The sequence below is a fragment of the Arthrobacter sp. efr-133-TYG-118 genome (assembly GCF_030209755.1).
GTDB lineage: Bacteria > Actinomycetota > Actinomycetes > Actinomycetales > Micrococcaceae > Arthrobacter.
This window is the reverse complement of the sequence record NZ_JARVRH010000027.1, coordinates 124,730-148,288: the sequence shown is the minus strand read 5'-3', so window position 1 is coordinate 148,288 and position 23,559 is coordinate 124,730. Positions and strand designations below refer to the sequence as shown.

Annotated in this window: 26 protein-coding genes, 1 tRNA gene and 1 other RNA gene; 18 read left to right on the top strand and 10 right to left on the bottom strand. The window is 63.0% G+C overall.

Going from position 1 to position 23,559, the window contains the following annotated elements:
* Window positions 1-468 precede the first annotated feature (468 nt).
* From QRN59_RS20740 to QRN59_RS20710, 7 genes are all read left to right on the top strand, one after another.
* Window positions 469-891, top strand: a complete 423-nt coding sequence (locus QRN59_RS20740) for a DUF3052 domain-containing protein (protein WP_059387755.1) — start codon at window positions 469-471, stop codon at window positions 889-891.
* On the top strand, window positions 888-1,391 hold the full coding sequence (locus QRN59_RS20735; protein WP_502871096.1) for a peroxiredoxin: 504 nt from the start codon (window positions 888-890) through the stop codon (window positions 1,389-1,391). The genes QRN59_RS20740 and QRN59_RS20735 overlap by 4 nt, the downstream gene beginning before the upstream one ends.
* A gap of 5 nt (window positions 1,392-1,396) precedes the next feature.
* On the top strand, window positions 1,397-2,353 hold the full coding sequence (locus tag QRN59_RS20730; protein WP_284984336.1) for a Sir2 family NAD-dependent protein deacetylase: 957 nt from the start codon (window positions 1,397-1,399) through the stop codon (window positions 2,351-2,353).
* A gap of 56 nt (window positions 2,354-2,409) precedes the next feature.
* Window positions 2,410-2,485, top strand: a tRNA-Val gene (locus QRN59_RS20725).
* A 115-nt stretch (window positions 2,486-2,600) separates the two neighbouring features.
* Complete coding sequence (locus QRN59_RS20720) at window positions 2,601-3,128, top strand: methyltransferase family protein (RefSeq protein ID WP_284984335.1); 528 nt, start codon at window positions 2,601-2,603, stop codon at window positions 3,126-3,128.
* Window positions 3,129-3,416: 288 nt separating this feature from the next.
* Entirely contained in the window at window positions 3,417-4,214 is a 798-nt protein-coding gene (locus QRN59_RS20715) for an IclR family transcriptional regulator (protein WP_284984334.1), read from the top strand.
* 192 nt (window positions 4,215-4,406) lie between these two features.
* Complete coding sequence (locus QRN59_RS20710; RefSeq protein ID WP_284984333.1) at window positions 4,407-5,723, top strand: MFS transporter; 1,317 nt, start codon at window positions 4,407-4,409, stop codon at window positions 5,721-5,723.
* Window positions 5,724-5,966: 243 nt separating this feature from the next.
* Here QRN59_RS20710 and QRN59_RS20705 read toward each other — a convergent pair whose 3' ends face one another.
* Window positions 5,967-7,034 (bottom strand): D-2-hydroxyacid dehydrogenase, encoded by a 1,068-nt coding sequence (locus QRN59_RS20705; RefSeq protein WP_284984332.1) that lies wholly within the window; start codon window positions 7,032-7,034, stop codon window positions 5,967-5,969.
* Window positions 7,035-7,106: 72 nt separating this feature from the next.
* Here QRN59_RS20705 and QRN59_RS20700 point away from each other — a divergent pair, with 72 nt between their 5' ends.
* The 3 genes from QRN59_RS20700 to QRN59_RS20690 are packed head-to-tail and all read left to right on the top strand — an operon-like array spanning window position 7,107 to window position 9,861.
* The gene (locus QRN59_RS20700) at window positions 7,107-8,018 is read left to right on the top strand and encodes an NAD(P)-dependent oxidoreductase (RefSeq protein WP_284984331.1); all 912 of its coding nucleotides are present in this window, start codon (window positions 7,107-7,109) and stop codon (window positions 8,016-8,018) included.
* Between the two features lie 14 nt (window positions 8,019-8,032).
* Window positions 8,033-8,803: an SDR family oxidoreductase gene (locus QRN59_RS20695; RefSeq protein WP_284984330.1), complete on the top strand. Its 771-nt coding sequence runs from the start codon at window positions 8,033-8,035 to the stop codon at window positions 8,801-8,803.
* Complete coding sequence (locus tag QRN59_RS20690) at window positions 8,803-9,861, top strand: L-idonate 5-dehydrogenase (protein ID WP_284984329.1); 1,059 nt, start codon at window positions 8,803-8,805, stop codon at window positions 9,859-9,861. Before QRN59_RS20695 ends, QRN59_RS20690 begins: the two co-directional genes overlap by 1 nt.
* On the opposite strand, the gene QRN59_RS20685 is transcribed toward QRN59_RS20690, so the two are convergent.
* Window positions 9,858-10,592: a FadR/GntR family transcriptional regulator gene (locus QRN59_RS20685; protein ID WP_284984328.1), complete on the bottom strand. Its 735-nt coding sequence runs from the start codon at window positions 10,590-10,592 to the stop codon at window positions 9,858-9,860. The genes QRN59_RS20690 and QRN59_RS20685 overlap by 4 nt on opposite strands.
* A gap of 233 nt (window positions 10,593-10,825) precedes the next feature.
* On the opposite strand from QRN59_RS20685, the gene gnd reads away from it, so the two are divergent.
* Both gnd and QRN59_RS20675 read left to right on the top strand, forming a co-directional pair.
* Window positions 10,826-12,262, top strand: coding sequence for an NADP-dependent phosphogluconate dehydrogenase (gene gnd, locus QRN59_RS20680; protein ID WP_284984327.1), 1,437 nt, complete (start codon window positions 10,826-10,828; stop codon window positions 12,260-12,262).
* 187 nt (window positions 12,263-12,449) lie between these two features.
* A complete protein-coding gene (locus tag QRN59_RS20675) occupies window positions 12,450-13,283 on the top strand; it encodes an oxidoreductase (protein WP_284984326.1) in 834 nt (277 codons plus the stop codon).
* Here the strand turns inward: QRN59_RS20675 and epsC are convergent.
* The 3 genes from epsC to msrA form a co-directional block, all read right to left on the bottom strand.
* A complete protein-coding gene (epsC, locus tag QRN59_RS20670) occupies window positions 13,280-13,864 on the bottom strand; it encodes a serine O-acetyltransferase EpsC (RefSeq protein ID WP_284984325.1) in 585 nt (194 codons plus the stop codon). The two genes, QRN59_RS20675 and epsC, sit on opposite strands and share 4 nt — an antisense overlap.
* A 50-nt stretch (window positions 13,865-13,914) precedes the next feature.
* Window positions 13,915-14,850: a cysteine synthase A gene (gene cysK / locus QRN59_RS20665; RefSeq protein ID WP_234749924.1), complete on the bottom strand. Its 936-nt coding sequence runs from the start codon at window positions 14,848-14,850 to the stop codon at window positions 13,915-13,917.
* Window positions 14,851-14,925: 75 nt separating this feature from the next.
* Window positions 14,926-15,450 (bottom strand): peptide-methionine (S)-S-oxide reductase MsrA, encoded by a 525-nt coding sequence (gene msrA / locus QRN59_RS20660; RefSeq protein ID WP_284984324.1) that lies wholly within the window; start codon window positions 15,448-15,450, stop codon window positions 14,926-14,928.
* Between the two features lie 146 nt (window positions 15,451-15,596).
* Between msrA and QRN59_RS20655 the strand changes: the two genes are divergently transcribed.
* Together QRN59_RS20655 and QRN59_RS20650 are read left to right on the top strand one after the other, a co-directional pair.
* Complete coding sequence (locus QRN59_RS20655; protein WP_284984323.1) at window positions 15,597-16,514, top strand: Nif3-like dinuclear metal center hexameric protein; 918 nt, start codon at window positions 15,597-15,599, stop codon at window positions 16,512-16,514.
* Between the two features lie 135 nt (window positions 16,515-16,649).
* Window positions 16,650-17,387, top strand: coding sequence for a zinc ribbon domain-containing protein (locus QRN59_RS20650; RefSeq protein ID WP_284984322.1), 738 nt, complete (start codon window positions 16,650-16,652; stop codon window positions 17,385-17,387).
* Window positions 17,388-17,515: 128 nt separating this feature from the next.
* Here QRN59_RS20650 and QRN59_RS20645 read toward each other — a convergent pair whose 3' ends face one another.
* Window positions 17,516-18,280, bottom strand: a complete 765-nt coding sequence (locus QRN59_RS20645; RefSeq protein WP_284984321.1) for a YaaA family protein — start codon at window positions 18,278-18,280, stop codon at window positions 17,516-17,518.
* Between the two features lie 113 nt (window positions 18,281-18,393).
* Here QRN59_RS20645 and rnpB point away from each other — a divergent pair.
* The 4 genes from rnpB (at window position 18,394) to QRN59_RS20625 (ending at window position 20,309) form a co-directional block, all read left to right on the top strand.
* Window positions 18,394-18,785, top strand: an RNA gene (rnpB, locus tag QRN59_RS20640) — RNase P RNA component class A.
* Window positions 18,786-19,010: 225 nt separating this feature from the next.
* Window positions 19,011-19,319 (top strand): helix-turn-helix domain-containing protein, encoded by a 309-nt coding sequence (locus tag QRN59_RS20635; protein WP_284984320.1) that lies wholly within the window; start codon window positions 19,011-19,013, stop codon window positions 19,317-19,319.
* A complete protein-coding gene (locus QRN59_RS20630) occupies window positions 19,316-19,645 on the top strand; it encodes a hypothetical protein (RefSeq protein WP_284984319.1) in 330 nt (109 codons plus the stop codon). The genes QRN59_RS20635 and QRN59_RS20630 overlap by 4 nt, the downstream gene beginning before the upstream one ends.
* Complete coding sequence (locus QRN59_RS20625) at window positions 19,638-20,309, top strand: hypothetical protein (RefSeq protein ID WP_284984318.1); 672 nt, start codon at window positions 19,638-19,640, stop codon at window positions 20,307-20,309. Before QRN59_RS20630 ends, QRN59_RS20625 begins: the two co-directional genes overlap by 8 nt.
* A 324-nt stretch (window positions 20,310-20,633) precedes the next feature.
* Here QRN59_RS20625 and QRN59_RS20620 read toward each other — a convergent pair whose 3' ends face one another.
* The 4 genes from QRN59_RS20620 to QRN59_RS20605 are packed head-to-tail and all read right to left on the bottom strand — an operon-like array spanning window position 20,634 to window position 23,481.
* Window positions 20,634-21,074 (bottom strand): hypothetical protein, encoded by a 441-nt coding sequence (locus QRN59_RS20620; RefSeq protein WP_284984317.1) that lies wholly within the window; start codon window positions 21,072-21,074, stop codon window positions 20,634-20,636.
* A 9-nt stretch (window positions 21,075-21,083) separates the two neighbouring features.
* Window positions 21,084-22,082: a hypothetical protein gene (locus QRN59_RS20615; RefSeq protein WP_284984316.1), complete on the bottom strand. Its 999-nt coding sequence runs from the start codon at window positions 22,080-22,082 to the stop codon at window positions 21,084-21,086.
* The gene (locus tag QRN59_RS20610; RefSeq protein WP_284984315.1) at window positions 22,079-22,513 is read right to left on the bottom strand and encodes a hypothetical protein; all 435 of its coding nucleotides are present in this window, start codon (window positions 22,511-22,513) and stop codon (window positions 22,079-22,081) included. Before QRN59_RS20610 ends, QRN59_RS20615 begins: the two co-directional genes overlap by 4 nt.
* Window positions 22,513-23,481 carry a hypothetical protein gene (locus tag QRN59_RS20605; RefSeq protein ID WP_284984314.1) on the bottom strand — a complete coding sequence of 323 codons (969 nt, stop codon included), beginning with the start codon at window positions 23,479-23,481 and terminating at the stop codon, window positions 22,513-22,515. The genes QRN59_RS20610 and QRN59_RS20605 overlap by 1 nt, the downstream gene beginning before the upstream one ends.
* Window positions 23,482-23,559 lie beyond the last annotated feature (78 nt).

Genomic DNA, 23,559 nt, shown 5'->3' with positions numbered 1-23,559 from the left:
AACCCGCTAAGGATGTGTGAGGTCTCTTCTCCTGCAGCCACGTCCAACCTCTCTTTTGGCGCATTCATCGTCGCCTCAGGTCCGGCAGGGTAACTGCCCGTCATGAACGCGGCGTGTGCGACATATCGGTTACAACAGCCCGGTCATGTGCGCCGGGCAGGTTCTCTTGAGCTCGAGCTGCGCTATTCGCGGCGGGCGGTTGCCCTGCAGCCAAAGTCTTCACTGGCCACTGTAGCTTTGTACGAGCCGCGATGCGTAGCCGCGCGGTCGTGAAGGCGTTGTATGTCACACTCAAGCTGTTACATCGAAGGCAGTTGTAGCTGCGGTCATGGCTATGGCCCCGAATGTGGCCGCGGCTTTAGCCGTGGCTGGGGCGCGGATTATGGTGGATCGCGGGACAATGGCTTGAAGCACACGCCCAAAGGGTGTTGGCTTGTAGTAATCGAAATCACTTCAAGAGGAGGAAACGTGAGCGAGGCCGACGCCGCCACATCGGTAAATGTGGCGGAAAGATTGGGTTTCAAAGATGGGGATCTAATTCAGGAACTCGGTTACGACGATGATGTCGATTTCGATTTGCGTGATGACATTGAGGAACTCACGGGTTCCGAGCTGCTTGACGAAGACGATCACGAGGTAGTTGATGCGGTCATTTTCTGGTGGCGCGATGGTGATGGAGACCTTGTCGACGCACTAGTTGATTCACTGACCACCTTGGGTGAAGGCGGCGTGGTCTGGGTGCTGACCCCCAAATCGGGCCGCGACAACTACGTCTCGCCCTCGGATATTCAGGACGCTGCTCCCACCGCTGGCCTGCATTGCACTACCTCCGCAGGCGTCTCCAAGGACTGGAGCGCCACACGGCTTGTAGCGCGCAAGAAGAACAAGTGACTCACACCAGGTTGACCTCTCCCGGACTGCGCCCGGGAGTTCCCGTTGTGGGCCAGGAAGCCCCGGATTTTGAGCTTGTGAACCAGTTTGGGGAGCCGGTTCGCCTGTCCGAGCTTCGCGGCCGCAACGTGGTAGTGGTCTTCTATCCCTTCGCCTTCTCTGGAATCTGCACCGGGGAGCTGTGCGAGATCCGCGACAATCTGGGTATTTTCGAACACGCCAACGCCACGGTCCTCGGGGTGTCCGTGGACAGCAAGTTCGCTTTGCGGGCTTACGCGGACAAGGAAGGCTACGAGTTCGATCTCTTGGCGGACTTCTGGCCGCACGGGGAAGTAGCCGAAAAGTATGGCGTATTTGATACAGCTACTGGTATGTCCTTGCGGGGCACTTTCATCATTGATGCCGCGGGCATCATCCGCTATGTCGTGGTCAATCCGCGCGGCCAGGCACGCGACTTAGCGGAATATCGCGAGGCATTGTCCGCACTTGGCCAGGCCTAGCGCAGATGAGCGCCCAACGGCCCGGCGTTGGAATGACCGGCTTCGCCATCCATCCGCCGACATCCACAGTTGAGTTGGATGCTGGGGAGTTGGACGTTCTGCGCCAAGCCGCCGGGATCCTCGGCGGCAAGCGTTTTGCTGTCTTGACAGGAGCCGGCCTCAGCACTGACTCCGGAATCCCCGACTACCGCGGCCCGGGAGCCGCGCCGCGGAATCCGATGACCTTCCAGGAATTCATCGGAAGCCCCGCCAATCGGCGCCGGTACTGGGCGAGGAACCACCTTGGATGGTCGCACCTCCGGCATGCGGACCCCAATGCCGGACACGCCGCCGTCGCCCTCCTTGAGCGGCGCGGGCTGATCACGGGGCTCATCACGCAGAACGTGGACCGTCTGCACGAGGACGCGGGCAGCATCAATGTGGTGGACCTGCACGGCCGCTACGATCGCGTGATTTGCCTTGACGAGGGACACGTCTTCACCCGGCGGCTCGTGGCGTCGATTCTTGAGGAAATCAATCCCGGCTTCCTCGAAGCCGCGCAGGCTTCCGGCGTCGTGGAAATGGCACCCGACGCGGACGCCTCGGTGGAGGATCCCGAGCTCATCCGGTCGTTCGTCGTCGCTGTTTGTCCCGTTTGCGGGGGAACCCTCAAGCCCGACTTCGTGTACTTCGGTGAAAATGTTCCCAGGGACCGGGTGCAGCGCGCCTATTCCATAGTGGACGAAGCCGGGGCCCTGCTGGTGGCAGGTTCTTCGTTGACCGTAATGAGCGGGCTGAGGTTCGTGCGGCACGCAGCCAAACTCGGCAAGCCGGTAGTGATCATCAACCGTGGACCGACCCGCGGCGACGGGTTCGCGAACCTCAAAGTGGAAGCCGGAGTCAGCGGCGCGCTGGCCTGGCTTGCGGCTGAGCTTCCCGACTTGCTGCCTTTCGAGCAGCCGATTGGTGTTCCACGCGATTGATCCGGTAGAGTACATGTTCGTTGGTTGACGCGCCGAGGGCGCTGAAATCAGTGTTTGGGTCTTTAGCTCAGCTGGTAGAGCGCCACGTTTACACCGTGGATGTCATCGGTTCGATCCCGGTAGGACCCACCAGCAAAGAAGAGCCCCTGAGCTGCGAAAACGCAGCTCAGGGGCTCTTTTCTTTTGTTCCAGATGCGTTCGTGGCCTGATGGTTGCCGCCGACCGTCAGGCGGTTCAGAATGGCAGCATGACGGCATCCGGAGATGCAGCGCGTGACAAGAGGCTGGCGAAAATAGGTACGGCGGTGTTCGCCGCAGCTCCGGCTACCGCCGCCGGTCTGTTGCCGTGGGTGGTGACCCGGTGGAAAGTGAACCAGCCCGTGCCGGGCGGACTGCCGGCCCAGTGCGCAGGTGTTCTGCTGATCGGCGCGGGCGCGGCCGTGATCACCAATTCGTTTGCGCGGTTCGCCCTGGAAGGATTAGGCACGCCGGCACCCTTTGCGCCGCCGAAGAACCTCGTGGTCAGCGGTTTCTACCAGTTCGTGAGGAACCCCATCTACGTGGGCATTGGCGCCGCGATCACCGGACAGGGCCTCCTGCTGGGACAGCCGAAGCTTTTTGGCCTGGCCGCGCTGGGCGCAATTCCCGTGGTGGCTTTCGTCAGGTTGTATGAGGAGCCGACGCTGGCAAGGAGGTTCGGCGCCGAGTATGAGGACTACCGTGCCAACGTTCCGCGCTGGCTGCCACGGCTCACTCCTTGGCGGCAGCAGGGCTAGCGTCCTACCTGATCCGAGCCGGGGAATTGGAAGAGCTCTCCACCGCGACTATTGGGGGATGCCGCGGTGGAGAGCTCATAGATGAATATACAGAGAATTTCTGGATATGGAAAGGAAGCCAATCTCCGTCCGGCGCGTCTCATCCCGACACCAAGCCACTATGATGGTGGTTGTTCAGTGGATTGAACAAGCGTGATTGCCGCGGATCGGAGTTCCGCTGCCCCTGGGTAGCGTTTCTGCCTGGCACGCGCCCACTCTGCGCCAGACGCACGATTGCGAAGGAGAATCATGGCTGATTCCCGCACCCCCCGTTCCTCCGAGGGATTGGGGAGCTCCTCGCCGGCGCCTGCCGTGACCCGCGCAGCCGCGGTCCTGGATGCCTTGGCGGAGGCACCTTCGGGCCGGCTGACACTCAGTGATCTTTCGAGGGAGCTCGGGATTCCGAAGTCTTCCACGTCAAACCTGCTGATGGCTCTTGAAGAAGCCCGGCTTATCACGCGCGAAGGTGCTGACTTTTCACTTGGCCGGAAGCTGGTTGAACTTGGCGCGGCTTACCTCAGCCGTCTCGATGAAGTCCAGGAGTTCTACAAGTTCTGCGAGCAGGCACCCACGCTCTCCGGCGAAACAGTGCGGATTGCGATGATCGACGGCGATCACATCATTTACCTGGCGCGGTACGAAGGGCACCCGGCCGTCCGGCTCACGTCGAACATCGGCGACAAGATGCCGCTTTCCCTGAGCGCCGTCGGAAAGGTTCTCCTGGCCCAGCTTCACGACCATGACATCGAGGCGATGTTCCCGGATGATGTGGAGCTCCCTGTCATGACCCCGAAGTCCCTCCGGAGTGCCGCTGAGCTCAAGGCCCAGGTAGCCGCGATCCGAAAGCAGGGCTATGCCCTGGAGGACGAGGAATCCACGCTCGGCGTGGTTTGCCTTGCCGTGCCCGTGCCTACCCACGGGGCACATGGCCCCAGCCTCGGTCTCTCGGTGACAGCCCTGAAGGCCACTTTTTCCGAGGAGCAGGCTGCCTTGATGGTGAAGGAACTCAAGGAGCTCGCCCACTCGCTAGGCAACCCGATGGGCTAACGGATCCCGCCGCCCGACGGGGTCATAAATAAATCTGATTACACCACTTGAAACTTGTCCAACGTGCTGTACTCTGTTCACTATAGTGATTCACGCCATGGCGGCTGACACTATCTCGCCAGGCCAACGGGGGTCTGGAGTGTTCTTGAGGGAGTGCTTGTGACAACTCGTACTAAGACAAAGCTTGCTGATATGGACGACGCAGTAGTTGAGCCGGAACAGCTGCGAAGGGCAACTCTTGCCAGCTCCGTAGGATCCGCCCTGGAGTACTACGACTTCTACATTTATGGCCTGGCTTCGGCCCTGATCTTCGGACCGCTGTTCTTCAAGCCCTTGGGTGAGAGCGGCGCATTGATCGCGTCGTTCGCCACCTATGGCGTCGGATTCGCGGCGCGGCCCTTCGGCGGTATCTTCTTCGGATTCATCGGAGACCGCTTTGGCCGCAAGATGGTCCTTCTGATGACCATTGGCATGATGGGCCTTGCCAGCTTCGCGATCGGCTTGCTGCCGACGTTCGACCAGGCGGGCATGCTCGGCGCTGTCCTCCTGGTGACGCTCCGTATTGTCCAGGGCCTCGGCGCCGGTGCGGAACAGGCGGGCGCGACCACGCTGATCTCCGAAGTCGCTCCACCCAAGCGCCGCGGCTACTTCGCTTCGCTTCCTTTCGTTGGCATCCAACTCGGAACCCTCCTCGGCGCCGGCACCTTCGCGCTGATTGGTATGGCCAACAAGGGCGTGCTCGAAGGCTGGCTGTGGCGTGTGCCTTTCCTCGCCAGCTTCATCCTGATCGTCGTCGCAATCTTCATCCGTCTCAGGCTGAAGGAAACCCCGGTGTTCCAGGAGCTGGAAAAGCACAAGAACGTGGTGAAGAACCCCGTTGGTGAGCTCTGGAAGCACTCCAAAAAGAATGTGCTGGTGGGCATCGGCCTCCGCATGGGCGAGAATGGCAACTCCTCGATCTACTCGGCACTGCTCATCTCGTTCATGTCCGTCAAGGAAGGCGTCTTCCCTGGCGACAAGTTCATCGGCCCGGTCGGTCTGCTGATCGCCGCCGGATTTGCCGCCGTCATGGTGGTTACCTTCGGTGCCTTGTCCGACCGAATTGGTCGCGTCAAGGTCTACCGCTATGGGGCCCTGTTCCAGGCAATCTTCGCGATTCCCGCCTTCTACCTGGTGACCCTCGGCAACGTGACCCTCGTGTGGGCTGTCATGGTGGTCGGCATCGCCCTCGGCGTGCAGTCCATGCTCGGCCCGCAGTGCCCGCTTCTGCCCGAGCTCTTCGGCTCGCAGTACCGCTTCACCGGCGTCGCCCTGAGCCGGGAATTGTCTGCTGTCCTGGCCGGCGGACTCGTGCCCCTCGTTGGCGTCGCACTCCTTGCCGCTACGGGCAACTCCTGGGTGGTCCTGGCGGTCTACTCGCTGGTCCTGGCGCTGATTTCATACATCACCACCTTCTTCACCCCGGAAACGGCCGGCCGCGACCTCCGTTCCCTGGAAGACGCGAAGTAGGTAGTCCCGTACCCCGACGTACGCAAGCAGCGGCGGCCCCTTCCGAAATTCGGGGGGCCGTCGCTTTGTTGCGCCCCGGGGATGCGCCGCGTTCGTGGTCTGGAGCTTGTTTTGGAGGCGGGCGTTAGTTGCGCCGGAATGGCAAACAAGCCCTGGTTTGGCACGGCAAAGCTGCGAACACAGCAAAGCGGCCCCTCCGGAATTCCGGAAGGGCCGCACAGCAATGCGCTGGTTGTTGGCGGTTTAGTAGAAGTGCACCGTATCCACGAGGTGGGGGAGCTCCCCGCCGTCGAGGAACGTGCGCAGGTTGCTGACGAAACGCTCGGCAATGAGGCGGTTCTCGGCCGCGCTGAGTGCCGAAGTGTGGGGAGAGACCATGACCTTGGGGTGGTTCCACAGCGGGCTGTCCTGGGGCAGCGGCTCGACGGCGAAGACGTCCAGGCATGCGTAGGACACCTGGCCGTTCTCCAAGGCTTCGAGGAGGGCCTCCTCGTCAACCACGGTTCCACGGCCAACGTTGACAAAGACCGTTCCGGGCTTCATTGCCGAGAAAACCTCGCGGTTGAAGAGATTCTCGGTGTACGGCGTACCGGGCAGGGTGTTGACAACCGCGTCAGCCGAAGCGAGAAGCCCGGCCAGGCCATCGTTGTCCGCGACCTCGTCGATTCCTTCGATCGCTTCGACGTTCCGCTTGGTTCCGCTGACCTTCATGCCGAGTGCGCGGGCGATCCGGGCGGTCTCAAGGCCGATTTCGCCGAGACCCGTGACAACCAGCTTGGAGCCGTTCACAAGTTTGGTCGGAGTGCGCAACTCCGGCCAGACCTTGGCAGCCTGGTCCTGCGCGAGTTCCGCGCTGCGCTTGAAGCCGTTGAGGATGCCCAGGGCGGCAAACTCGGCAAGCGGAAGGGCATGCACGCCTGCGGAGGTGGTCACCTTGAACTTCTGCAGAGTCTCACTGTCGAGGCCGGAAGCCTTGACGGCGCCACCGGCGCCCGCTGCCATGGCGTGGATCCACTGCAGGTGCGGGTTGCTCTGGGCGATGCGGGCCAGCCCGGCCGGGTTCTCATTGGGGAAGCCGTAAAGGACCTGTGCCTTGTTCAGCATGGACCAGTAGCGCTCCTCTTGTTCCGGAGTGCGCTTGAAATCCGGATCGCCGGAATGGTCGGCCGGAAAGCGTTCCGGGGGAAGAAGTTCGGGCTCGTAAAGGACAGTAATGCCGGGATCTACTGCGCGGATACGCTCCACATGCTCAGCTTCGAGCGGGACCGCGATCGCGATGGTAAGTTCATCAGTCGTCATAGTGTTCATCATACTGAATTGCGGCTAGGATATTGAACAGTTTTTGAAAATATGAACCACAAAGAAGTGAGGTGCAAACGGGACATGACTGCCAGGACTGTAGGTTTTGTGGGACTCGGGCTCATGGGTTTCCCCATGGCCGCCAATCTACTTGCCGGCGGCTGGGAAGTGACCGCTTGGAACCGTTCGGCCGAGGCACTGGCCGAATTGGAGAAGCTCGGCGGGCGACGTTCGGAATCGGTTGCCGGGCTCCGGGACCAAGCCGTCATCATTTTCATGCTTCCGGATCTCTCGTATATCCGAGACGCAGCCGCGCCGTTGCTCGACTCCTGGCGTTCGGCCGGCCCGCTCCCTGGAACCACAGTTGTTGTCATGAGCAGCGTGTCCCCGACCGCCGTGCAGGAATTCGGCCGGACGGTCCATAGCGCAAGTGGCGGGAACGCCGTCGTCATCGATGCCCCGGTCAGCGGGGGCACCAAAGGTGCGCAGGACGGCACGCTGGCCATCATGGGGGGAGCCAGCGAAGAAGATTTCGAGCGCTCGCTTCCCATGCTCCAATCCATGGGCACCACCGTCCGCCGCATGGGCAACCTGGGTGCCGGTTCGCTGGCGAAGGCCTGCAACCAGCTGATCGTCGGGACCACGACGGCGGCGCTCGCGGAAGCCGCCGAACTCGCCGAACGCTCGGGCATGGATGCTTCTGCCCTCTTCGACGTCCTTGCCGGCGGACTCGCCGGAAGCCGGGTCCTCGAGATTGTCGGCCCACGCCTGGCAGCCAAGGATTACGCGCCCACAGGTCCCGCGAAGTTCATGCACAAGGACCTCAAGTTCGTGCTCGAAAGCGCCGAAGCGGCCGGTGTCGCCGTCCCGATGGCGACTGCCGGCGTCGAACTCTACCGCGAACTGATTGATCAGGGCCTCGGCGACCAGGACCTCGCAGTTGTCCGCCAGGCCATCGCCAACCTGAGTGACTCTTCCCTAAGCCCTTTGAACTAAGTAAGGAAACAACCATGAGTGGACTCTTTGATCTCACCGGGCGCGTTGCGCTCGTTACCGGATCCAGCCGCGGCATCGGCAACGCGCTGGCCCGCGGATTGGCCGACGCCGGTGCCACCGTTGTCCTCAACGGCATCAACGCGGAGCGGCTCAAGGACGCGGAAGCCGCCTTGGCGGCGGACTTCGGACCCGGTCGCATCCACAGCTGTGCGTTTGACGTCACCAGCGATACTGAGGCCGCCCGCGGCGTTGCCTGGGTCGAGGAGAACGTCGGCCCCCTCGATATCCTCGTCAACAATGCGGGAATCCAGCACCGCGTCCCGATGCTGGACCTGGATGTGAAGGACTGGGACCGGGTCATCACCACCGACCTGACAAGCGCCTTCCTCGTCGGACGTGAAGCCGCCCGCCACATGATCCCCCGGGGCCGCGGCAAGATCATCAACATCTGCTCCGTGCAGACTGACCTGGCGCGCCCCACTATCGCCCCCTATGTCGCCGCCAAGGGTGGACTGCGCAACCTGACCCGCGCCATGACCGCCGAATGGGCGGCCTCCGGCCTTCAGATCAACGGCATCGCCCCGGGCTACATCCACACTGAGATGACCCAGAACCTCGTGGACGATCCCGACTTCAACTCCTGGATCCTGGGCCGGACGCCGGCCCACCGATGGGGCACCGTGGCGGATCTCGCCGGTCCGGCGGTCTGGCTTGCCTCCGAGGCTTCGAACTTCGTCAACGGCCAGACGATCTTCGTCGACGGCGGAATGACGGTGGTCGTCTAATGAGCGATTTTCAGCTTCCCCAGTCTTCACCCGCGGTTGTGGCCCACGCCGCCGGCGACCTTCGCATTGAGGACATAGCCCTCGTGGTTCCCACCCCTGACCAGGCTGTCGTCGAGATCGCTTACGGTGGCATCTGCGGCTCGGACCTGCACTACTGGCTCCATGGCGCGGCGGGGGAATCGATCCTCAAGGCTCCCATGGTGCTCGGTCACGAAATCGTCGGCACCGTTGTCCAGCAGGCTGCCGATGGCAGCGGCCCGGCAGCCGGAACCGCCGTCGCAGTTCATCCGGCAACCCCCGCTCCGGGTGCCGCCAAGTATCCGGAAGATCGGCCCAACCTTTCTCCCGGGTGCACCTACCTGGGGAGTGCAGCGCGGTACCCGCACACGGACGGCGCCTTCAGCCGCTATGCCACCTTGCCGTCCCGCATGCTCCGGGCCCTTCCGGCCACGCTGGACTTGCGCACGGCGGCACTTGTGGAGCCGGCCAGCGTTGCCTGGCACGCCGTATCCCGCGCAGGGGACGTGGCCGGAAAGACGGCGTTGGTGATCGGAAGCGGTCCGATCGGCGCGCTGGCGGTAGCTGTCCTCAAGCGCGCCGGGGCAACCCGGATCGTGGCCGTCGACATGCACGACAAGCCTCTTGAGATCGCGCGTGCAGTGGGCGCAGACGAAGTCCTCAAGGGCGATGACGCCGAGGCAATTGCGTCAGTGGAAGCCGACGTCGTCATCGAGTCCTCCGGCAGCCACTTCGGACTGGCGTCGGCCATCAAGGGCGCAGTACGCGGCGGGAAGGTGGTCATGGTCGGGCTGCTGCCCTCGGGACCGCAGCCGGTCTTCATTTCGCTGGCCATCACCCGCGAGCTCGAACTGCTCGGTTCCTTCCGGTTCAACGATGAGATCGACGAGGTCATTGCGGCGCTCGCGGACGGTTCGCTCTACGTGGATCCGGTGGTGACCCACGAATTCACGCTGGACCGCGGCCTCGAGGCCTTCGAGGTCGCCAGGAACTCGGCCGAATCCGGGAAGGTCCTGCTGAACTTCCAGCCGGTGGCCTAACCTCCCGGCCGCTCGACTGGAACAAATACCCGGGGCTGGCCTTCCCAGCCCGGCGACAGGTCCGCGATGGTCTCCCGCATGATGTTGGAGGAGGCCTCGCGGGCCTTGTCGCCGTCGCCGTCCCTGATGCCCTGGGCTACATCCAGGTGCCATTGCAGGGCAGCTTCCTTCGGATGTTCCGGCATGAGCCCGTGAACTGTCCGGCCGGTGAGTGTCTCCGTGACCTGCCCGATCAGGTTTGCGAACATTTCATTGCCGGAACCGGAGAGGACCAGCGCGTGAAAGCGGATATCGAGGTCCAGGAAGGTGGGCATGTCGCCCGCACGGCCGGCTTCCCGCATGGCCAGGGAGATGTCCACCAGCTCGCTTCGCAGGGACTCCGGAGCGTTTTCCGCGGCCAGTTCCGCGGCTACGGGCTCGACGGCGGAGCGGAGTTCGGCGAGGGAGCGCAACTGTGCGCCACGGCCTTCTCCGGCCAGCCGCCAGCGGATGACAAGCGGATCGAAGGGATTCCAGCGGTGTGCGGGGAGGACCCGGATGCCAACACGCTTGATGGTTTCCACCAGTCCCAGAGACTGCAGTACCCTGACGGCCTCACGGACCACCGACCGCGACACTTTGAGCTCCTCCTCAAGGTGCTCAGCCAACATGACGTGACCGGTGGGAAGCTTACCGCCGACGATCCGGGTACCCAGGTGCTCGACAGCGCGGTAGTGGAGACTGGTTGACATAGTCGTAAGCATAGTGGCGTTGACCACCCCGCCACCGGAAGCCCGGGCGCCGGTGAACTCCTCAGAGTGCGAGCTCGCAACATAGACTCTTTTGTGACGCGGACGTTTCCAAAACGTGGGCGCAACTTTCCCAGACGTGGTCCGAATACGTATGGTTTATTCCAGCTACTGCTCTAGAAAGCGTTTCCTCGCTCCTAGCAGGACTCGATGCACAAGAATGAATTGGAGTTTTGATGTCAGCACACATCGGTGTCACCGGCCTCGCGGTGATGGGCGCCAATCTGGCCCGCAACCTGGCCCGCAACGGCTTCACCGTTGCCCTGCACAACCGCTCCGTGGAGAAGACCGACGCCCTGCTGGCCAAGCACGGCACGGACGGCGACTTCATCCGCACGGAAACCCTCCAGGAACTCGTGGACTCCCTCGAGAAGCCCCGCCGCGTCCTGATCATGGTGAAGGCCGGCAAGCCGGTTGACGCCGTCATCGACCAGCTCGTTCCCTTGCTGGAGCCCGGTGACATCGTGATCGACGCCGGCAACTCGCACTACGAGGACACCCGCCGCCGGGAAGCCGCGCTGGCCGGGAAGGACCTGCACTTCGTGGGCGTCGGCGTTTCCGGCGGCGAAGAGGGCGCCCTCAACGGGCCCTCCATCATGCCCGGTGGTTCCAAGGAGTCCTACGAGGCCCTGGGCCCGCTGCTCGAAAAGATCTCCGCCAAGGTTGACGGCCAGCCCTGCTGCGCGTGGATCGGCACCGACGGCGCAGGACACTTCGTCAAGATGGTCCACAATGGCATCGAATACGCCGACATGCAGGTCATCGGTGAAGCCTTCGATCTCCTGCGTTCCGGCGCCGGTATCGAACCGGCCGAGCAGTCCAGGATCTTCGCCGAATGGAACAAGGGCGAACTGGCTTCCTTCCTGATCGAAATCTCCGCAGAGGTCCTGGGCCACGTCGATGCCAAGACGGGCAAGCCGTTCGTCGATGTCGTGGTCGATGCTGCCGGGCAGAAGGGCACCGGCCGTTGGACGGTCATCTCCGCCCTTGAGCTTGGCTCCCCGGTGTCGGGCATCGCGGAGTCCGTCTTCGCCCGGGCCCTGTCTTCCCAGGCGGAACAGCGCAAGCTCGGCCAGGAGCTGCTCGCCGGCGAGGAAATCGCCGTCGAGGTCCCCGAAAACTTCGTCGAGGACGTCCGCCAGGCTCTCTACGCTTCCAAGCTGGTTTCCTACGCCCAGGGCCTGGACATGCTGACCTCGGCCGCGAAGGAATACGGCTGGGACCTCAAGCTCGATGAAATCGCCTCGCTGTGGCGCGGCGGCTGCATCATCCGCGCCGAGCTGCTCAAGGAAATCACCAACGCCTACGCCGCCGAGGAGAAGCCGGCCAACCTGCTGTTCGCCCCGGCCTTCACCAAGGCGATCGCCGGTGCGCTGCCGGCCTGGCGCCGCGTGGTGGCCACGGCCGTCCAGCTGGGCATCCCGGTTCCGGTGTTCTCCTCTTCGCTGGCCTACTACGACGGACTTCGCCGCAAGCGCCTCGCCGCAGCGGTCATCCAGGGACAGCGCGACCTCTTCGGCGCGCACACCTACGGCCGCGTCGACGCCGAGGGAACCTTCCACACCCTCTGGGGCGAAGACAAGTCCGAGATCTCCGCAGTCGACACCCACTAGGGACCCTGCTGCCCCACTCTTGGGCAGGCCCTTTCGTGTCGACTCCAAGCCACGTGGGCCCAGACTGACCCTTCTGCCCTTTCAGTTCAAGTCAAAGGCCGGCACTTCCGCGTTACTGTGGAGGCGCCGGCCTTTGCCGTAGGCACGTCCTGAAGGAAAACACCACCCGTAACACGAGGAGCAGTCCATGCCGCAACGCGTCGCATTTGTCACAGGTGCGTCAACCGGAATCGGTTTCGAAGCCGCCATCAAGCTCAGCAAGGCAGGAATGGTCGTGTACGCGGGGGCGCGGCGGGTCGAGAAGATGGAGCCGCTCAAAGCCCACGGAATCAAGGTGTTGTCCCTGAACGTCAACGAGGATGACTCGATGAAGGCCGCGGTGGAGCTTGTCCTGGGGGAGCAGGGGCGGATCGACGTACTTGTCAACAATGCCGGATACGGGTCCTACGGTTCTTTGGAAGAGGTTCCGCTGGATGAGGGCCGGCGCCAGTTCGAGGTCAACGTCTTCGGTCTCGCCCGGATGTCCCAGCTGGTGATTCCCGTGATGCGTGCTGCGGCTTCCGGCAGGATCATCAACGTTTCCTCGATCGGCGGCAAAATGTATGAGCCACTGGGTGCCTGGTACCACGGAACCAAATTCGCCGTCGAGGGCCTCAGCGACTCGCTCCGCCTGGAACTGAAGCCCCATGGCATCGACGTGGCAATCATCGAGCCCGCCGGCACGGACACGGAATGGGGAACCATCGCCGGGGAGAGCCTGCTGACGGTCTCGGGACACGGACCGTATCGCGAGCAGGCCAGGATCGTAGCGGCCGCCCTGGCATCGACGTCGGGAACCGCTCTTTCGACGCACCCGCGTACCGTGGCGGGCGCCATAGTCCATGCGGCGACTTCGCGAAGGCCCAGGACCCGCTACCCGGTGGGCAGGGGAGCCTGGACCATTCTGGCCTTGCGGAAGGTGCTTCCCGACCGGGCCTTCGACACCGTCATTTGGAACGCCTACAAACGCTTTTCCGGCTAGATCCGGTACTCGATGTAGTACTCGGCGGGGTCGACGGCGGGTTTCGTTTCGCTCTTGGCATCACGGTGCCGCCACGTTGCGGGAACGCCGGTGATAATCGACTCAGGCGGTGCGTCCTTGACCACGACGGCGTTGGCGCCTATCGCACTGTCGGCGCCTATGGTGATGGGACCAAGGACCTTGGCTCCGGCTCCGATGGTGACCCGATCCCCGATGGTGGGGTGGCGCTTGACCTTGGCCAAGGAACGGCCACCCAGCGTCACGCCGTGGTAGATCATGACGTCTTCGCCGATCTCGGCGGTCTCGCCGATCACCACACCCATGCCGTGGTCAATGAAGAACCTGCGGCCGATGGTCGCGCCGGGGTGGATCTCGATGCCGGTCAAGAACCGGGCAAGCTGGGAAATGAGCCGTGCCGGGAAGCGCAGCTCAGGGTGCTGCCACAATTTGTGCGTCACGCGGTGTGCCCAGATGGCATGCAGGCCGGAGTAGGCAAAAAAGTTCTCAAAGGAGCCCCGGGCCGCCGGGTCATGTGACCGGGCGGCCTCGAGGTCCTCCATAAGTCTTGCGAAGAAGCTCACAAAGACCTTTCTACAGGAAATGAAAGAAAGCGGTTGCGCGGGGTCCGCAATCAGCCGCGAATGTCGTCAAAAAGCACCGTGGAGATGTAACGTTCGCCGAAGTCGGGAACGATTGCCACGATGAGCTTGTCCTTGTTCTCCGGACGCTTCGCGAGCTCGAGTGCGCCCCAGACGGCCGCGCCGGCGGAGATGCCGCCCAGGATGCCTTCCTTGGTGCCGAGGGCACGTGCGGTGGCAACGGAGTCCTCGAGGGTTGCGTCGAGAACCTCGTCGTAGACGTTGGTGTCCAGGATTTCCGGAATGAAGTTCGCGCCAAGGCCCTGGATCTTGTGCGGGCCGGGGGCGCCGCCGTTCAGGATGGGGGAGTCCTTGGGCTCGACGGCCACGATCTGGATTTCCGGCTTGCGCTCCTTCAGTACCTGCCCGACGCCGGTGATGGTGCCTCCGGTGCCGACGCCGCCGACGAAGATGTCCACGCCACCGTCGGTGTCCGCCCAGATTTCCTCGGCCGTGGTGGTGCGGTGGATCTCCGGGTTTGCCTCATTGGCGAACTGCTGGGCCCAGACGGAGTTTTCCGTGTTGGCGACAATTTCCTGGGCCTTTTCGACGGCGCCGCGCATGCCTTCAGAGCCGGGAGTCAGGACAATCTCCGCACCGTAGGCGCGCAGCATGACGCGGCGCTCGGTGGACATGGTCTCCGGCATGGTCAGGATGACCTTGTAACCGCGCGCCGCGCCGACCAGGGCCAGCGCGATGCCGGTGTTGCCGGACGTTCCCTCGACGATCGTGCCGCCCGGCTTCAGCGCACCGGACTTCTCGGCAGCGTCGACGATCGCGACGCCGATACGGTCCTTGACGCTATTGGCGGGGTTGTAGAACTCCAGCTTCACCGCAACCGTGGCATCCAAGCCTTCGGTGAGCCTGTTCAAGCGGACCAGGGGGGTTCCGCCGATCAGCTGGGTGACGTCGTCGTAGATCCGTGCCATGTAATCATGCCTATTCTCTGAATTCGCTGAAATAGCTACTGCTGAGGTCAGCCTAACGACCGGTGCTACACGCTGCTACGCGCGGAGCCACGAAGAGTAATATTTCCGGGCCTTGGCGAGCTTGGGGTTGATGATCACCTGGCAATAGCCTTGCTCCGGGAACTTGGCGTAGTAGTCCTGGTGTATGGACTCGGCTTCGTAGAATTCCGGCAGCCTGCTGACCTGGGTCACAATCGGCTTGGACCACAGTTCCTGGTTCCGCAGGATGGCTTCCTCGAAGACGATCTTTTCTTCCGTGGTGGTGTAAAACATCGAGGAACGGTACTGGGTTCCGACGTCGTAGCCCTGGCGGTTGAGCGTGGTGGGATCATGCAGTGCAAAGAACATGTCAAGGATGATGTCCGCCGGAATGATGTCCTCGTCGAAAGTCACGGCGACGACCTCCGCGTGGCCCGTCATCCCGGAGCACACGTCGTAATAGTCAGGATTGCGTATGTGCCCGCCCGTGTAGCCGGAAACCACGGAACTGACACCCTTGGTCTTCTGATAGACAGCGTCGAGGCACCAGAAGCAGCCTCCACCAAGTACAAAAGTTTTCATGATCTCTTCAATGGCTGGGAGTCCCGGATGATTCCCGCACAACCTTACGGGACTGTGACGGCGCGGACCCGGCCAGTGGCAACAATCTCGAACCGTCCGGTTGCGGCAAGCGCGACTTGGCCGCCGGATGCGCAAGAATGTAATGCATGGAAGCTGTGAACACCGCGGTTGCAGATACAGGATCCGGCGAAGAACCGGAGAATGGTGCAGCCGGAACTCCAAGAGCCAGCACCCCTACGCTAGGTCAGGTCCTCTTGGCAGTGGAGGAGCTTTGGCCGGAATCGCTCGCCGAGGAATGGGACGAGGTAGGACTGGTGGTCGGACGGCCAACCGCCACCGTCACCAAGGTCATGTTCGCTGTGGATCCGACACTCGCCGCCATTGAAGAAGCCATTGAATGGGGCGCCGAGCTCCTCGTTACGCACCATCCTTTGCTGCTCAAGGGCGTCACCTCCGTTGCTGCCACGAGCGCCAAGGGCCTTGCTGTCCATCGGCTCATTGAGTCAGGTACCGGGCTGCTGACCGTGCACACCAACGGGGACTCCGCCGTCGGAGGCGTTTCCGATGTCCTCGCTGACGCGTTCGGACTGGACAACGTTGTGCCCCTGGCTCCTGCGGCCCACGGCCTGCCGGAAGAGGGCATCGGCCGGGTCGGCGACCTGCCCGAACTCATGACCCTGGGAGATTTCGCCGCGCGGGTGTTCGAGATCCTGCCCTCAGTGGCCGGTGGCGTGCGCGTTGCCGGGGACAAGGATGGGCTCGTGCGCCGTGTGGCCGTTTGCGGGGGAGCCGGAGATAGTCTCTTCGACGCCGTCCGTGCCAGCCAGGCAGACATCTACGTCACCGCGGATATGCGGCACCACCCTGCATCCGAGGCCCGCGAAGCCGCTGTTGACGGCAGGCCGTACCTCGTTGACGTGTCGCATTTCGCCAGCGAGTGGCTGTGGCTGCCCGCGGCGGCCGAAGCGCTCGGCAACGTGCTTGCGGACCAGGGTCACGACGTCGAAATCCGGGTGGCTTCCACCAACAGCGATCCCTGGGACTTCATTCTGACTCCCGGCTAACCTCGCCGTGCGTTTGGGAGCCGGTGGGGATGTAGCGAGGCAGGGGAGCACCCTAGGCGCTAGAGTCGAGACAAGCAGGCCCAAGGCCTGGCTGGGGCTGAACATCAGCCCCGGCACGATCAAGCGGAGGTAAGCGTGGCCAAGGCAGCACCGGCGGAACAGTTGAAATTGCTCGAACTGCAGGGGTTGGATGCGAAGCTCAAATCCTTGGCGAACCGCCGTCGCACGTTGGAGACCGACCCCCGCATCACCGATCTTCAGGACGCCCTTGGCGTGGCCAACGGGGCTCTCGGGACCGCGAAACTTGCCGTCCACGACGCCGAAACAGAGCTGCGCAGGTCAGAGGCCGACGTCGAGCAAGTGGCTAGCCGCATTGAGCGGGACGAAGCAAGGCTGAACAGCGGGACAGGGCTTTCCAAGGATCTCGTTGCGCTGCAAAGCGACATCGCGTCACTGAACAAGCGCCGCTCGGACCTTGAAGATGTCGAACTGGAAATCCTGGAACGCCTGGACGGACTCAGGGAGCGCCAAGCCGCGCAACAGCAGATCGTCGACGACATCCAGGGTTCCTTCTCCGGGATCCGTGCCGAGCTGGATGCCGCGATCGCCGAGATCGTTGTCGAAGAGAAGGATGTACGCGCTCAGCGGACCGGCTTCGCCGAAGGGCTCGACGCCGGGATGCTGGCCATCTACGAAAAGACCCTTGCCAAGCGTGGGGTGGGGGCAGCCAGGCTGTTCCACGGCAAGTCCGAAGGCTCGGGAATGACGCTCAGCCCGGGCGACCTTGCCGAGGTCAAGGCCGCTGCCGAAGACGAGATCGTGTTCTGCCCCGATTCAGGCTGCATCCTGGTGCGCTCCGCTGAGTGGAACTAACCGCCTGTTTCCCACCCAACTGATCCCCACCGCCCCCCTCGCCTCGCAAGCTCGGCCAGGGAACCCTGGCGGCGTGGGCCCACGCAGTTAATGTCGTTTTCGGGGTTGAAAACAAAACCTACTGCAAGTTAGTTGGGGAGGATGATGCTGAGGGTGTGCGGCTTGCGCGTCGTGCCTTCCGTCAACTCCGCCGTCCACCTTTCCGAGGCAGCCTTGAGCAGCTGTTCGGGCGTCCCCGGTGCCTTGCCTCGACGGCCCAGCAAGTGCCGGGCCAGTTCGCCGCGGGTGTGCTTGGCGAAGTGGCTGACGACGGTACGTTTGCCATTGGACTCGGAAAAGACATTGACGGAGACAGTCTGCGCCACGGGCGGAGCCCAAGCCGCGGCATAGGTGCTGGAGCGGCAGTCCACCAGCAGCTCGCCCTCCACCCGAGAGGCGAGGGCCTGCGTGAGCTGCGGCTTCCAGAACGACGCGAGGCGCCCGACGTCGGGCAGTGCCGTTCCCATCGACAATCGGTAGGCGGGCACGCGGTCGCCGAAGCCGATGGCGCCCCACAGGGCGGACACCACGAGGATCGACTCCACCGCCTTGCGGCGCTGTGCCGGTGTCAGGGTCTGGTAGCCGAGCGCATCGTAGAGAACACCGGAATACACCTGATGGGCAGGGGCTGCGGGTTCGGCGCGGAGCCGGGTATTGCGTTCCACGTCGTCCTTCAACGATGCGCCCACGCCCAACAGGGCGAGGGCGTCCTCATGCGCGCTGACTAGGCCGAGCGCGTCGAGCACCTTGGCCCGGTAGCTGTTGAGTTCGGGAAAGCTCAAGGACTCCCAATCGACGGCGGAGCCCCTCACCGCGGGGGTCTTGCCTTCGGAAGGCGGCAGCAGAATCAGCACCAGTCGATATTAGCCGCATTGCCAGTAACACAGTCGCCATCTCTCGGGCGCTACAGTCCGGCAGTGCCGCCCGAAAATGTAACGGGCCCGACGCCGGTAGACTGTAGGGCGGATGGGTTGACTAGGCGGCCGCGCGCCACGCGAGTGGCTCGAGGAACGTCCGGGCTCCACAGGGCAGGGTGGTGGGTAACGCCCACTCGGGGTAACCCGCAGGCCAGTGCCACAGAGAACAGACCGCCCGTGTCTGCTTGTGCCAGCACAGGCAGGCAGCGGGTAAGGGTGAAACGGTGGTGTAAGAGACCACCAGCTCCTTGGGTGACCAGGGAGGCTAGGTAAACCCCACCCGGAGCAAGGCCAGACAGGGCACGATCGAGGGCTGCTCGCCCGAGTGTCCGGGTAGGCCGCTGGAGGGCGTCGGCAACGGCGTTCGTAGATGGATGGTCGCCACTCCTTCGCCGGCAACGGCGCGGGAGGACAGAACCCGGCGTATCGGTCAACCCATCCCCACCAACCCCCGATTTCCCCTTGATTTATAAGGGATTCCGGGGGTTTTTGCTTGTCCGGCGCAAATGCGAACTTGTGCGTAGTACGTACGAACGTTGCACTGATGTGACTGCGTGGAACACCCAGGTAACACCCAGACCCTCTGCGAACAAACGTAGCGCTACTACTACCGTTCGCGTATCAAGCGGCGTATAGTTGAGTCATGACCCCCCAAGGAGAGCCACGCATGAACAACGACGAGTACATAACCATCGCCGCCGCCGCGGAAATCGCCGGAGTTTCGACTAAGTCGATCCGGCGATACATAGCAGCCGGACGCATCACCGGCTACCGCGTGGGACCGCGGATGATCCGCGTCAACATCAACGAGCTGCAGGACCTCCTGACGCCAATCCCCACAACTGGAGCACTAGAGACTCCCGAACAGTACGCGGATAGAGTAGATCGAGTCACCAACGATCCTCGCCGCATCGAGAAGCGCAAGCGCATAGCTCCAGCTCTCACGGTACCGCGTCGGTCAGGCGAACCCGCATGAGCGCCAAAGCCCGTAGCGGCCGACGCGAGAAGGAGAGGGCACTTATGGCGACGCCATATGTGCAAGACCTCGTGAACTCGATGCCGCTCCCAAGCGAACAGAAACTCGACCGAGTCGCGTCACTGCTCCACGCGTCCGCGACTGAAGGTGCCCGCGCCCGGAAATCGGCCAAGCTTCAAGAACATATTGACAAGGTCGTGGCTGAACTTCCACCGCTATCTGAGTCCCAGATCAAAGAGGTTGGACGGCTGCTAGCCCCGGAGCTTTTCCGGAGGGCGCAAGCGAAACTCGATGCCGAGAAGATCAAGGATGAATGGGATGTTTGACAACGAAACGACGATGGCGAAGTTCCTCAAGAAGGTCCAGGAGTCATGCGGATTCGAAGATTCCGCGGGCTTCATGGACCACATCCGGGCACTCCCCCGCTCTGCCGTGAACGAGATGGCATACCGATGGGCGATGCAATGCGCACGGGCGTGGGAGCGGAACCAAACGCTGGAAGCCGAACGCGCAGCCGAGTCTGCCGTCAATATGGGGGAGAGGGTCACTGGGCGGTTGGTCCGTACCAGCACGCCCCCTGCGCGGAGGGATTGGGGTAACCCCAAGCGCATGAATCTCGCCACATGGGAGGAGTTTAAGAAGTCCCCAGAGTTCCCCGAGTGGCAGGAGAGTGAGCGGATGCTGGCTGAGAAGGAGTCCGCGAACTGGTCTCAGTACCATGCGGAGATGCGCAAAGTCTTCGAGGACTATGGTGCCCAGTTACGTATCGAGTGGACTAAGGAGCTTCTTGATTCCGAGTTCGCGCTGCCTGACGGGACGCGCCTCACTTGGGGTGACGCCACGATTGAGCATCATGAGCAGCGGGTCGTCATGTTTACCAACAATGCGATTGCCAACGCAGAAGGCGCAGCTCGGCACCAAAAGGCAATCAATGACCTGCGGGAGGCCGGGCGGGCGACCCTCCGTGAGATGGCAGGGGTGGCTGCGTGACCTACATCCCCGCGCGGCGCTGGCGCGATTTGGCTCAAGAAGTCTTGGAGGACGCTGACGCCTACTATGAAGCATTGCAGGCAAACCGAAGAAAGCGTGAAGCCATGAGCAAGTCTCTAACCTCGTTCCTGTTCCGTGCAGCTCGGCTGTCTGCAGATGGTAGGGCGTTGCGGAAGGGCCCGGCCGCTGTCGGGAAACGGTTGGTTCGGAAACAGGTTTACAAACGGTCCAACGGGTTGCTGGCGGCACTCCTCCGGGGGCTGCTGAAATAGGTGTTAAACGACGAAAGCCCCGCCATCCGAAGATGACGGGGCTTTCGTCTGCTTACGCTACTGGTGCTTCGGCCACCGGTACGGGGGTTTCGAAGACGGGCGCCACGGGTGCGGGTTCCGCCAGGGCGGGTTCCGATGCGGCTACGGCAGCATCCACCGCGGCTTTCGGGAAAGTGCTTACAGGCGCGGCATCAGTGCTGGCGGGTGCGGGGAACTGGATCCGAAGATCCGCGACCTTCTTCCCGATTGCGTCGAGCTGATCCGCTGCAGCCTTTTGCGCTGCTGCCCCAGCGTCCCTGAGCGGGTCGGCTTTGAGCCAGGCGCGGAGGGCGTAGGATCCGCCGATGACAACACCGTAGGCGAGGGGCTGCAGCTTGCCGAGGAAGGCGAAGGAATCCGGGGCGAGGCTGTCGAGCAGGGTGAGGACGAGGGTGGCGTACGCTGCTGCATTGGCGCCAGCGGAGACCTTGGGGGAGATGGGCGTGTTGGCCATGGGGGATCCTTAGACGGTGAGTTTGGCGGCGAGGGCCGCGAGGACGGTTGCGGGAAGTTCGGCTTTGAGACGGGCAACGAGCGCCTCGATGTCAACGCTGGCCGGTGCGACGGTGTTGTTGGTGACGGTCGCGGCCGGTTTGGCGTTGATGGCTGCGAGGAGGCCGGGGAGGTTGGTTTTGGTGCCGTCCGCGAGAACGAACGTCTGGGAAAGAACAGCGTTCGGGGTGCGGAGGAACAAGTCATCCGACCCTGCGGCCATCGCACCAAGGCTGGTCTGTCCGCCCATCTGCCCGCTGCGCTTGATCGGGGCACCAATGATGGCCGAGACGATCCCGGGCACATCGCTGGTAGTGAGTACCTTCGCGACAGGGTCGGTGATGACGCCGTTGATGCGGTCAGCAGCAGCCAGTATCCGGCGCTGCTCGTCGTCTGAGAGGGACATGAGGAATCCTTGATCTGTGTTGAGGTCCGGCATGGGGCCGGGGTCGGTGTGCGTATCGCCGGGGCTGTTGCAGTGCCCGTAGTGGCCGGCGTTGCCGTTCCAGATGCCTGCGTCGCGGGGGTTGTTCTGCCATTGCGGGGCACCCATGGGCCAGGTGCGGGGGACGCCGAGGCCGTCGGCCCATGCGAGGAGCTCGGCCCAGCCCTTGAGGGGCGTGTCGGCCACGGTCGCGTACTTGATGCCGTCCACGACGCAGTTAGGGGTGAAGAAAATCTCCACCTGCACGCAGGCGGTGCCGTCTCCGTCGTTGAATTCGAGGGCCCGTGACCCGACTGAGGCGGGGTAGTACTGCTCCATGTAGCCGGTGAACGGGTTCCACATGATGTGCGGGCACCATTCCTTGGACTGCAGGTAGCTGGCGACCGCACCGAAGTCCGGTTGGGAACCGTCCGGTTGCAACGGGTCCCATGTGATGTGCCATACGAACCGTGGCGGCAAGGACGTGTCCAAGGCGACGCCGCCCGGCTGTGGAACCTGCACGGCCCCCGGCATGTAGTCGCTCATGAGCCCTCCTGCGTGTTGACGTTGATCGTGGTCGTGGGGCCCGGCTTGAGATGTGCTTCGAGTTGCGCAGCGAGTTCCTTCTGACCCTTCTCGGTGCGCACAACGGCGTCCTTCACAGAGGAACCGTTGTTGAACTCGACCTCGTGGCGGATGGTCTCAAGGGTCTTGTCCTGCGTGGCCAACGTCTCGCCCTGTGAGGCCTGGGTATCTTCGAGTACCTTGAGGCGTTCCATGACACCGGGTTCCCGGTCCACCCCGGGGCGCGCGGCGCGGCCTTCCCAGTCATCGAGGAAGTTCCCGATGCGGTGCTTCCACCCGCTTTTCCATTTACGCCAGGCGGCGTGAGCTTTGACGATGGCGATGACAGTTCCTACGAGTGCGGCGAAGGCTGAGATGAACGCAATGAGTTGGGGACTGGTCAGATCGGGCATCAGTACTGCGCTCCTTGATCCTCGATGTACGCCCACGCCGGCGCCCCGGAACTGGCCTGCAACGTCCACGTACCGGACCCGATCGCCCGGGCCACAGTGAACTTGACCTGCAATGTGGTGTCCGTGGCCGGTTCGTAGATGGCCTCCACGTAGAAGGACTCGCCAAGGCCTGCACTGTTGGTGGTGTAGGTCCGGCCTTGGATCGTGGTGAGGCCAGTCGTCGCATTCGCAGCGTCAGCAGTCGAGCAGGTCTGAATGGCAAGGTTGAAATAGTCGCCGGCACTCGAGAATGAGTGGCCGCCCTGCCAGACGATCTTGTATTTCCGGCCGCCCTTGAACGCGAACGATCCGATGTTGTTCTGCACTGCAAGGGTCGTCAGGCCGGCACCGTTCGCGGTGACCTTGACACGGCCCGGCATGATGCCCAGCGGGGGCCGGGACATGATTCCCAGCAGGGCCACGGTGGTGATGTTCGCGGTGACGATAGACGAAGCGCCAGCGGCGACGTTGATCCACGCCAAGGCGATGGCGTTATTCGGCAGGGTGGGGGCGTTCGCCGGATAGGCGGCACCCGAGGTCGGGAAGCCCTTCGCTACCGCCAACACAGCGGCGTTGTTCGTGCCGCTGTAGGTGGCGTCCTGAATCGCGATATACACCACATCGATGCGCGGATTCGTGCTGTCCGCCGCGTCAATGCTGAGCGTCACGGACGCGTCATTCATGACGTAGTAGGAGGCCTGTTTGCCGTAGGACTGCCCGGACAGGAACGCCACGTCGGTGCCCTGAATCCAGGCACGGCCGACGCCGACCGTTACCGCCATGGAGGCGACGGTGGTCTGCGCTACGGGGAAGTCGCCGGACTGCACGATGCCGCCAGAATTTGGCAGGAGTGAAGAGACGGCTTCGCGCACCACGTCCGAGTTGATCGGGACGTTCTGCAGCGCAAAGGGCACAGCGGAAATAGCCACGGGAGGCTCCTAACAGAGTGTGTCTGGGCATGAAAAAAGCCCCGGCATGGCAGGGCTTTATAAATTCGTTGGACGAAA